The following is a 9,788-nucleotide window of genomic DNA, read 5'->3' as shown; positions in this document are numbered from 1 at the left end:
TCGGCTGCTGGCCGATCCGCTGGCCGTCAAGCTGACGCTCAATTACAAAGGCAAGAGCGTATTGGCGCCTTTGAAGGCTCCGGTTGAACTGCTGATGGCGCTTCCTGCGGAACAGGCGGGAGCGCAGGGAGGAATTGCCGCAGTTTCGGTTCAGGACGACGGCAAGCTGTACGCCGTACCCGCTTCGCTGAAGACGGTGGACCATATCCGGTATGCCGTTATCCATGAGGCGTCAGGCTACCGGACTTATGCGCTGCTCGGCGGCGGGACTTCCTTCTCTGACACGCAGAACCATTGGTCCCGGGACATCGCCTCGGACCTGGCGAACCGCATGCTGCTAACCGGGGGCGGAGACGGCCGGTTTGCGCCGGACCGCGCGGTTACACGCGCCGAACTGGCGGCTTTGACCGTCAGAAGCCTCGGGCTGATGGGTGGGGAGATACCTTCCGCCGGGTTCAGCGACGTAGCCTCCTCCTCCTGGGTCTATGAGCCGGCGGCGCTTGCGCATCGGTTCGGCCTGATGTCCGGTTATCCCGGCGGCGCCTTTAGGGGAAGCGGAGAGGTGACCAGGGAGCAAGCCATGACGGTTGTGTATAACGCCGTTCGGCTGATCCAGGGCGGGGATGGCGCGACTGATGCCGCGAAGGCGAATAGCACCCTGTCTTCCTTCACGGATAAGAGCGAGCTGTCTCCATGGGCTTCGGCAGCCGCAGCCTATCTTATTGACAGCGGCATTGTCAAGGGAGACGGTACCCGCGAGCTTAGACCGAAGGATACACTGACACGGGCGGAAGCGGCAGCCTTGATTCACCGCATGCTTCAGGCGAACGGCTGGATCGACTGAAGCTTTGATATCGCTATGGGCGGAGCAGTCCGCAGGGTTCACGAAACCTTGCGGGCGCTCCGTTTTTTTGCGGCTGATTACTTCCGGGGCGGCAGAGTCCGCAGACGGCTGGTATAATGGAAAGACTGACGGAAACCAGGAAAGAGGCATACCATGAAGACACTGCTCGTTACCGGCTACCGGGCGCATGAGCTGGGCATTTTTGACGGCAAGCATCCCGGTATTCCTTATATCAAAAAAGCGCTCGCTTCGCGGATCGTTCCGCTGCTGGAGGAAGGATTGGAATGGATCATCACCCCCGGCCAGTACGGCGTCGATCTTTGGGCATGCGAGACTGCGCTCGAGCTAAAGGAACGCTATCCCGACCTGAAGCTGGGCATTATCGCGGCCCATGCCGCTCCGGAGGAAAGATGGAAGGAAGAGAAGCAGGAGGAATTCCACCGGATTGCGGCGGCGGCCGATTATTACGGGGCGGTCAGCAACCGGCCCTACGAAGGAAGCTGGCAGTTCCGGGCGAGGGATGAGCTGCTGATGCGCAAAAGCGACGGGCTTCTGCTCGTATACGACGCGGATGCGGCGGAAGGAAGCCCGAAGTATATCAAGGACAAAGCAGTGAAGCTGCAAGAAGAGACGGGATATGAGCTGCTGACGATTTCGATGGACGATATCCATAGTATGGCGGATGAGGAGCATTTGTCGTCGTACGAGTGAACATGCGCGGCAAAAGGCTAAGCGCAGCGAACAAAGAGGAGGCTCAGGTCCGATTGGAGCTTGCGCCTCCCTCTTGGGCTTCTAGATCAAGCTGCGCAGCGAAGGCGGTCTGCGTGCCTTGGAGTGCTGCTCGAAAGCATAGGCCAGCCGGATCAGCATAGGCTCGGCGTACGCCATGCCCGCAAACGTCACGCCGAAAGGCTCACCGTCCGGGGTGTAGCCCGCGGGTACGACAATCGACGGGTAGCCCGCCCGGGCCATGACTGCTGCGCCGAAATCGGCTGGGAACAGGAGAGCGTCCAGACGGTGCTCACGCATGACGGCGTCGATGCCTTCATCTTTGCACAGTCTGATATCGGCTGCCCGGTCGCGCAAATACTGCGGCTCCGTCAAGGAGCCGGAGGTCCGGTATTCAGCGTCCAGCAGAAGGGACTGGCCGTAGCGCAAGGTCTCCATCGGATGGGCGTGATTGAAGGCGATAATGTCCTTCAGGGTGCGCATGGGCGCCCCCGGACCGAGCTTCGCCAGGTAAGCGTTCAGCGAAGCTTTAAATTCGTTCAGCAGAACCGAGGAATGGCGGATTTCGCGCGCAGTCGGCACATCTGCGGGATCAATGATTACCGCTCCCTGATCCTTCATCAGCCGGACGGCCGCCTCAAAGAGCGCACGCAGATCGTCTCCGACTTCCTCGAAATAGCAATCGCGCGGAATGCCGATTCTTGCGCCCTGAAGGGCGCTGCCGTCCAGAAAGCCGGTATAATCGCCATGCGTTATCCCGAGCGACGCGCCCATGGCCGCGTCCGTGTCATCCATGCCGAGCATGGCATTCAGCAGCAGCACCGCGTCGCGCACCGTTCTTGCCATCGGTCCGGCGGTGTCCTGCGAGTTCGACAGCGGCAGAATGCCGGAGCGGCTGAGCAGCCCGACCGTCGGCTTGATGCCGACAACGGAGCCAAGGCTGGCGGGACTGAGAATGGAGCCGGAGGTTTCCGTTCCGACGGAGACCGTGCAGAAATTGCAGGCGACCGCTACGGCGGAGCCGGAGCTTGAGCCTCCGGTCGGCTTCGAAATATGGTAAGGATTCAGCGTCTGCCCGCCGCGTGAGCTGTACCCGGACGGCATGCCCTCAGTCATACAGTTGGCGAACTCCGTCATATTGGTCTTCCCCAGGATGATCGCTCCCGCTTCCCGCAGTCGGGACACAATGAAGGCGTCTTCACCGGCAAAAGAATCCGCAAGCGCGAGCGAGCCCGCGCTTGTGTGCATTTTGTCTCCCGTATTGATGTTGTCCTTGAGCATCACGGGCACGCCATGCAGCGGACCCCGGGCGCCGAGCATGGCGCGCTCCGCATCCATGGCGTCTGCGATGAACAGGGCGTCAGGGTTAATCTCAATCACGGAACCCAGCATCAGCCCGTCCCTGTCATGCTCCGCGGTACGTTCAAGATACATCAGAACGAGCTGCCTGGATGTGATTTCACCGGAGCTCAGAGCCGACTGAATCTTCGGTATGGTGGTCTCCACAATGTCAAAAGCCATGCCTCGTACGCCTCTTCCCCTAATGTAATCGTCTTCAAATTTTACCGTTAAACCTCCCCATAACTATCGTGCCATAGTATTGGCCGTCCGAAAGAATCCGGTCTTTTTTCAAGATCCCTTCGATTTCAAAGCCGAACTGCTTATACAGTTCAATAGCTTTAACATTGGTTTCCAGGACATGCAAGGTGATTTTGGTAATATCGCCAGAGTCGGCCCACGCAACAGAGGCTTTCAACAGATTTCTCCCGATGCCATATCCCCAGTAATCTTTTAATATGCAAATTCCAAATTCCGCCTTGTGAGAGAATCTCTTCAGAAGAGTTCCTTCGCATCTTGAGAATCCGACGATCCTGTCATCAACAGCCGCCACCAGAAAAAGATTCCTGTCATTTTCCGTGTCCGTCTTAATGATCTGTTTAAATCCCGGTGCGTCAATGAACGCCTCGCCGGGTTCTCTGTCCAGATGCTCCGTCTCTCCGTCAATCCGCAGCCGGATTTCCGACAAATCCTCCGCATCCTGCTCCATAGCAGATCGGACAGTGTAGCTTAGGCCGTTCACATGAAACTTCTGGCTACTGATTATCATGAATTTTTAAGCCTCCGACTGCGCGAAGCCCTCTTCCGCCAAATATTCCTTCGCTTCATCCGCCGTCTCAAATGCCATTTCCAGGCTCAGCCCCGAATAGAGATACCACAGATCGTCTTCGGCTTTAAGTGTAAGCTTCTGGCCTTCTCCATTGATCCAGCTTGTCTCGGCCGCAAGCCGCTTGGATTTCTTGCCGCTTGGCTGCACCGCTTGGGCCGGGGGCTTGGTGAGCGAAGCGATGGAAGCGTTCAGCAGGGAGCGCAGCTCTTCTTCTGTGAAGTCGCGAATATTGACAAATCCCTTGGCGTCGGTCTCGTAATCTTTAAGCAGACCCGCGTATACATAGCCATTGCCGTTCGGATGGAGATGAAAAGCGACGGTTTTTTTGTCGTGCAGGCTTTCTTCGTAGTGGTAGTTGACCCTTCCTAACGATACATCTTTGCGCTGAAGCTGTGGATAGGAGTCAAGGATCTCGATTTTTTGTTGAAAAGTAAGCATAAGGCAGCCCCCATTGTTCATATCTGTCCGGCCGGGACGCGAGAAGCGAAGCGTTCTTCCGGCTGTAGCTCTCTGATTATAGCATGCGCCCGGCGCATTTTTCGAATACCCCCAATTTGTGGAAAAATATGTGGATAATATGGGATAACTCGGCCTTGATTGTGTTTTTGTGGATATTCACAATGTTCAGTGTTATGCTCCAATTAAAGCTTGGCGGAGGTGGTTACATTGATTCAAGTGGCAGCGGCCATCATTTATAATAATGAGGGAAGGGTTCTGATTGCGCGCCGCAGAGAAGGCAAGTCCCAGGCGGGGCTGTGGGAATTTCCGGGCGGCAAGATCGAAGACGGAGAAGACGCCGGGGCCTGCCTGCGGCGGGAATTGATCGAGGAGATGGGCATCGACATTATGCCATACGAATATTTTGGAGAGAATGAGCACAGCTATCGCGGCGGACCGCATATCCGGCTGATCGCCTGGAAAGCGGAATACTGCGGCGGGGAAATCAAGCTGACGGACCACGACGACTGCCGCTGGGAGAGTCCGGGAGAGCTTGAGCGTTACCTGTTTGCGCCAGCGGATATCCCGTTTGTGCGGAAGCTGGCCCACGAACCTGGCGTACAATGAAAGGGATAGGGCAAGAAAGGGGCGGTACATATAACGAAATGGAAAAAGGTTGTCACACTCGGCGGCATCATCGGCGTCTATGCGCTGGCGGAAATGGTGCAGCAAGAGGGGGAAGAGGCGCGATCATGTGCTCCTGCCGAACGTAGACAGGGAGACATTGCAGGCCGATAGTAAACCGGTTTTGAAACGCCGCCCTGTTGTTTATGAGTATTTATGTTACCGCTTTCAATCATGCCGCTCCCCGTTCCGCGCAAATTGCCGCCTGCTCTGGACGGGATGTTTTCCTGTGTTTTTTACTATATTAAATAATCCGCAAACGGTATTATGTAGAAAAAGAACCATTCAGAGGGGGAGATCACTTGAACCGGGAATCCAAAAGAATTTTGCTGCATACAGTCATATACGCCGTCTTGTTCTTCCTGCTTCCTTTATATCTGAGGAATCGGACGGGCACGATGAGTGATCTTGGCGCGCTGGTGACACTCCTGCTTCTGGTTAATCCGGCGGTTATCCTTGTTCTGTCGGGAGAGCTTGGACTTCGGCTCGGCTTTAGGCCGGTAACCGCGCTGCAGCCCGCAATCTTGTTCGCCCTTTCGGTATTCATAGTTTTCGAAGCCAGTGGCACGGCTCTTATATATTCGGCCGCCTACGGCCTGATCTCGCTGCTTGGAAATGCGGCGGGCGCTTACATTCGAAAGCGGACGATGAGATAAGATATATTAGATTTGGGAGGGAAGTCAAGGTGAACAAGGACGAAAACAGCTTCAAGCTCCTGGTCTTGTCTGAAGCGGGGCAGGAGCTCATCTTGAATGAGAACCCGAGGAAACTTCTGGATAATCTGTTCAATAAACTCTCTGCCCATTTGGGTTTGGATCTTTATCTTAATTATATTTTTGACGAAGAGCTGGATAAGCTTCGTTTGATGAATTATCACGGAATTACCTGGCGCGAGCATGCGCTTGTTGAGTGGATCGATTTGGGAGAAGCGGTTTGCGGGGAAGCCGCGCGGAAGCTTTCCAGAATCATCGTCGAGGACATTCAAAACTCTGCGGACCCGAGAGTCGGGATTATAAAAGGCTTTGGATTACAGGCTTATGTAAGCCATCCTCTGGTTTCCTATGGGAAACTGGTGGGCACATTGTCGTTTGGACTGCGTAAACGCCCCGCTTTTTCTTCAGTTGAACTGGATATTTTGCAAAATATTTGCAGTCAAGTATCCATTGTGCTGGACCGTATCCTGCTGATCTCGGCTCTGAAAAAAAAGAACCGGGAGCTGGCGCAGAAGAATAGAGAGCTCAGACATTCGGAAGAGCAGCTGTCTGCCATTTTTTCCGTGATCCCGAGCCCGATGCTTGTCGTGTCTCTTCAGACTCATCAAATTATTGAGTACAATGAGCCTCTGCTATCCATGCTGGGCATGAGCGGGGAAGAATTGCTCAACCGGTACTGGCCTGAACGGCATGACGAGAACTCCTTGCTAAAACGGATATGGGAGGTTTCCCTTCAGTCCCTGTATAAGGGCAATATGGAAGTTTCCTTCGAGAACGCTTCGGGCCAGCACAAAGTTTGCCTGTGCCAAACCGTTCCGGTGGACATCAATCAAACGCCCGGCATCCTTACGGTCTTCAGCGACCTGACGGAGCATAAGGAATATGAAAAGGAAATGGTGCGGCTCGATCAGCTTCATCTCATCGGCGAAATGGCGGCGGGCATCGGTCATGAGGTGAGAAATCCGTTAACTACGGTACGCGGTTTTCTGCAGCTTATGAGCAAGAAGGAATCCGGCAAGCAGTCCTATCTGGAGATTATGATTGAGGAACTGGACCGGGCAAACTCCATTATCTCCGAATTTCTCGGGCTGGCGAAGAATCAGAGAATCGACATGAAATACGACCAGCTTAATGAACTGATTGCCAAAATCCTTCCTTTGATCCAGGCGGACGCAACGGTTGCGGGGAAGACGGTAGACGCCGAGCTGGGACCCATTCCACCTATGTATATGGATGAGCGAATGATCCGACAGCTCATATTGAATATGGTTCGAAACGGACTGGAGGCGATGCCTCCAGAGGGACGCCTGATTATCAGAACCTATACGGAAGAGGACGCCGTCATCCTGTCTGTCGAAGATAACGGCAAGGGAATTCCTTCCGACCAGATTGAGCATATATGGAAGCCGTTTTATACCACCAAGGAAAGCGGCTCCGGTCTGGGACTTGCCGTATGTTTCAACGTGGCCAACAAGCATGGCGCCAAAATCGATGTCGTCACGGGTCCGACCGGGACGACCTTCTCCGTCAGGTTTAAAGGGCTGCCCGCTTGACCTTCGCCTCCCGCTAAGCGTCCCCGCTTCGGAGAGGTCCATAAAAATATCATAATTTGCCGCAGGCTTCACCACGTTTTGATCGTCATATAAAGGAGCCTCTTTCAGCGTTATGCCTTCAAGACCGGGTCTACCCGAAATCGGGGTCCCAGCGGTACTTGGCCTCCCGGATTTCCCGGGTCCTTACATCAAGCCCGTTCCAGGACTCATGCGGGCAGGCGGAGATCAATTGATGCAGCCGGAGGAAGCGGTCGCGGGGGAGCGAATGGGCGTAACGGCTGATAAAGCTGGAGTAGAGAAGGACGTAGCGCTTCATCCGCACCGCCGATCCGGCCACTGCCGCGAGGATCGCGGGGCCGTCCTTCATCTCCAGAATTTGGGCCTCATACCGCTGCACATAGCGCAGGGTGCGGTCCTTGATCAAATCGCGGCGGAGTCTGGCGACTTCACCGATGTATTCCGCGAGCAGCGGTTCAAAATCTCTCAGCAGCAGCTGCTCCATCTCCAGGTCCATGTCCTTGCGCAGCCGGAAGCCGTGCAGCAGGGCGACGCGCTGCCTGGCGACGCGGTCGCCCCGGAGCAGCACGGCGATTTCGCGCAGCTTCTCGTAGGCAAGCGTATCGTTCTCCCGCAGCACGGAAACGGCTTCCTGCCGGTTGAGTTCCAGGCCCTCTTTGACCGCGCCGATATTCCGTCCGAGCAGCTCGTCCAGAGCCCGCAGATTCTCGGCGGGCCGAGCCTTGCGCTGGGCGGCGAAGAGCACCGCCAGCAGGATGAGCCCGGCTGCGGCGCACAGCGCCCGCTGCGCGGTGTCCGCGGCGAAATAGGCCGCAGCCAGCGTCAGCAAGGCAACGGTCAGCAGGGAAGCCGCCATGCGGCGTCCGGCCAGCGAAGCCGCCCGGCGCTCTACGGGAACGAGGGCCGCCCTGCCGCAGCCGGTGCAGCGTTCCTCGGACAACGCGGTGAACCGGCCGCAGCGCTTGCAGACGCGCAGCTTGCCGAAGGAATAGCGGGGGGCCTTGAAGGGGCGGAGGACGACCGGTTTTTTGTTAGCCATGGGGTCTGTCGCCTCCGTTCAGCGCGGCCAGCAGCCGCCCGTCGATCTCCTCCCGGTCCACCGGCCTGCGTCCGCGAAGGAAATAGCGGAGAATCCGGCTGACGGTATAAAGAAACGCAATTCCAAGTATAACGTATGAAATCATGGAGTTGTCCTTTCCTTAAGTTGAAGTTTGCAGGGTTTAATTATATCATAATGGCATGCTATTGACAGAATTTAGCTGTCCTGATCCAGCATTGATGCCGCCTATCAAATTATAAGAGGGGTTACAGTCATGTTTCGTAACGATGTCCGAAATAGAAGGGTTTTATCTTGGGCTCTGCGGTGTCTGCCCGCGCTGCTGCTGGCGCTCTGCCTCGCGGCCGGGCCGTTTGCTTCACTGCCTGCCTATGCAGCGCAGCCCGCTTCGCCGGGAGCCTCGTCGCAAATTGACGCCGTGCTGGTGATTGACGTCAGCAATTCCATGAAGACGAGCGATAAGGGCAACATCGCCGGCGAGGCGATGAAGATGTTCATAGATATGCTGTCCGCGAAGGGAGACAAGGTAGGCGTCGTCGCCTACACCGACAAGGTGCAGCGCGAGAAGGCGCTGCTGACCATTAACTCGGCCTCGGACAAGCAGGATTTGAAGGATTTCATCGGCGGCCTGGACAAGGGCGCCTACACAGATATCGCCGTTGGCGTGGATGAGGCGGTCAAGGTGCTTCAGAATGGCAGCGACCCTTCCCATGAGCCGATGATTGTGCTGCTGGCCGACGGCAACAATGATCTGAATGAAGCGTCCGGCCGGACGCAGAGCCAGTCGGAACAGGAGCTTGGCGCGGCGGTGGAAACGGCCGGAAAGAATGGATACCCGATTTACACGATCGGCCTGAATGCGGACGGCAGGCTGAACAAGGCCAGCCTTGCGAAGCTGTCCGACCAGACGGGCGGCAAAGCGTTCGTCACGGATTCCGCGGATGATTTGCCCGAGATTTTGAGCGAAATTTTTGCCGACCATCTGAAGCTTAAGGTCGTTCCGGTGCAGTCGATTACGGCAGACGGCAGCTATCAGGAGGTGACGGTCAACGTCCCGAACGCCAGCGTGCTGGAAGCCAACATCTCCATTATGTCCCAGAAGCCTGTAACGGCGAAGCTGACCGACCCTTCGGGGGCAAGCGTGGCGATTCCTTCGAATAATGTGTTGCTGTCCCGGTCATCGACGTACAGTCTGCTGAAGCTGCTGTCCCCGCAGGAAGGGGATTGGAAGCTTCAGATCAAGGGCGTTCCGAAGGATAAAATCGACATCAATCTGATTTTCAACTATGACCTGGAGCTGAAGCTGGACGCTCTACCGTCCAAGACCTACAAGAAAGGCGATACCGTCGGCATCTCGGCGCATTTGTTCACGGGCGGGAAGCCGGTTCAAGAAGCCGGTCTGTACGGAAGCATGAAGGCGTCGCTGCTGGCGACCGACCTGGACACCGGGAAGACGGAAGAGCTGCCGCTGGACAATTCGGGCGGCGAATTCAAAGGGAGTTTCGAAGTTAAAGACAGCCACAATTACGAATTGAAAGTCCGGGCGGAAGAGAGCAGCTTCTACCGTGAGAGCAACATCGTACAG

General features: G+C 56.0%; 11 protein-coding genes. 6 read left to right on the top strand and 5 right to left on the bottom strand.

Annotated elements, in window-relative coordinates; all coding sequences use genetic code 11:
- Together L692_RS29105 and L692_RS0116290 are read left to right on the top strand one after the other, a co-directional pair.
- A partial coding sequence (locus tag L692_RS29105; RefSeq protein ID WP_025701189.1) for an S-layer homology domain-containing protein occupies window positions 1-844 on the top strand: 844 nt, incomplete at its 5' end.
- A 153-nt stretch (window positions 845-997) separates the two neighbouring features.
- On the top strand, window positions 998-1,555 hold the full coding sequence (locus L692_RS0116290; RefSeq protein WP_025701188.1) for an SLOG family protein: 558 nt from the start codon (window positions 998-1,000) through the stop codon (window positions 1,553-1,555).
- Window positions 1,556-1,636: 81 nt separating this feature from the next.
- Here the strand turns inward: L692_RS0116290 and L692_RS0116285 are convergent, their stop codons facing one another.
- From L692_RS0116285 to L692_RS0116275, 3 genes are read right to left on the bottom strand one after another with little or no spacing between them, the layout of a single operon-like run.
- Window positions 1,637-3,094 (bottom strand): amidase family protein, encoded by a 1,458-nt coding sequence (locus tag L692_RS0116285; RefSeq protein ID WP_025701187.1) that lies wholly within the window; start codon window positions 3,092-3,094, stop codon window positions 1,637-1,639.
- 34 nt (window positions 3,095-3,128) lie between these two features.
- Window positions 3,129-3,680 (bottom strand): GNAT family N-acetyltransferase, encoded by a 552-nt coding sequence (locus L692_RS0116280; protein ID WP_025701186.1) that lies wholly within the window; start codon window positions 3,678-3,680, stop codon window positions 3,129-3,131.
- Window positions 3,681-3,686: 6 nt separating this feature from the next.
- On the bottom strand, window positions 3,687-4,178 hold the full coding sequence (locus tag L692_RS0116275; protein WP_025701185.1) for a hypothetical protein: 492 nt from the start codon (window positions 4,176-4,178) through the stop codon (window positions 3,687-3,689).
- Between the two features lie 237 nt (window positions 4,179-4,415).
- On the opposite strand from L692_RS0116275, the gene L692_RS0116270 reads away from it, so the two are divergent.
- From L692_RS0116270 to L692_RS29100, 3 genes are all read left to right on the top strand, one after another.
- Entirely contained in the window at window positions 4,416-4,805 is a 390-nt protein-coding gene (locus tag L692_RS0116270) for a (deoxy)nucleoside triphosphate pyrophosphohydrolase (protein ID WP_312001119.1), read from the top strand.
- A 359-nt stretch (window positions 4,806-5,164) separates the two neighbouring features.
- The gene (locus L692_RS0116265; RefSeq protein ID WP_025701183.1) at window positions 5,165-5,518 is read left to right on the top strand and encodes a hypothetical protein; all 354 of its coding nucleotides are present in this window, start codon (window positions 5,165-5,167) and stop codon (window positions 5,516-5,518) included.
- 29 nt (window positions 5,519-5,547) lie between these two features.
- Window positions 5,548-7,128 carry an ATP-binding protein gene (locus L692_RS29100; RefSeq protein ID WP_025701182.1) on the top strand — a complete coding sequence of 527 codons (1,581 nt, stop codon included), beginning with the start codon at window positions 5,548-5,550 and terminating at the stop codon, window positions 7,126-7,128.
- A 130-nt stretch (window positions 7,129-7,258) separates the two neighbouring features.
- On the opposite strand, the gene L692_RS0116255 is transcribed toward L692_RS29100, so the two are convergent.
- Together L692_RS0116255 and L692_RS31905 are read right to left on the bottom strand one after the other, a co-directional pair.
- Window positions 7,259-8,185 carry a hypothetical protein gene (locus L692_RS0116255; protein WP_025701181.1) on the bottom strand — a complete coding sequence of 309 codons (927 nt, stop codon included), beginning with the start codon at window positions 8,183-8,185 and terminating at the stop codon, window positions 7,259-7,261.
- Complete coding sequence (locus L692_RS31905) at window positions 8,178-8,330, bottom strand: hypothetical protein (RefSeq protein WP_156940468.1); 153 nt, start codon at window positions 8,328-8,330, stop codon at window positions 8,178-8,180. The genes L692_RS0116255 and L692_RS31905 overlap by 8 nt, the downstream gene beginning before the upstream one ends.
- A 129-nt stretch (window positions 8,331-8,459) precedes the next feature.
- Here L692_RS31905 and L692_RS0116245 point away from each other — a divergent pair.
- The coding region (locus L692_RS0116245) for a vWA domain-containing protein (protein ID WP_025701180.1) at window positions 8,460-9,788 on the top strand (1,329 nt) is incomplete at its 3' end.

This window comes from Paenibacillus forsythiae T98, from assembly GCF_000520735.1.
In the GTDB taxonomy this organism is placed as follows: Bacteria; Bacillota; Bacilli; order Paenibacillales; family Paenibacillaceae; genus Paenibacillus_AQ; species Paenibacillus_AQ forsythiae.
Note: the sequence above shows the minus strand (reverse complement) of the source record. Positions and strands in the feature narration are given on the sequence as shown.

Excerpts from the sequence above, each read along its gene's own strand:
- L692_RS0116280 (WP_025701186.1), bottom strand. The coding sequence starts at position 3,680 with ATGATAATCAGTAGCCAGAAGTTTCATGTGAACGGCCTAAGCTACACT.
- L692_RS0116290 (WP_025701188.1), top strand. The coding sequence starts at position 998 with ATGAAGACACTGCTCGTTACCGGCTACCGGGCGCATGAGCTGGGCATT.
- L692_RS0116275 (WP_025701185.1), bottom strand. The coding sequence starts at position 4,178 with ATGCTTACTTTTCAACAAAAAATCGAGATCCTTGACTCCTATCCACAG.
- L692_RS0116285 (WP_025701187.1), bottom strand. The coding sequence starts at position 3,094 with ATGGCTTTTGACATTGTGGAGACCACCATACCGAAGATTCAGTCGGCT.
- L692_RS0116255 (WP_025701181.1), bottom strand. The coding sequence starts at position 8,185 with ATGGCTAACAAAAAACCGGTCGTCCTCCGCCCCTTCAAGGCCCCCCGC.
- L692_RS31905 (WP_156940468.1), bottom strand. The coding sequence starts at position 8,330 with ATGATTTCATACGTTATACTTGGAATTGCGTTTCTTTATACCGTCAGC.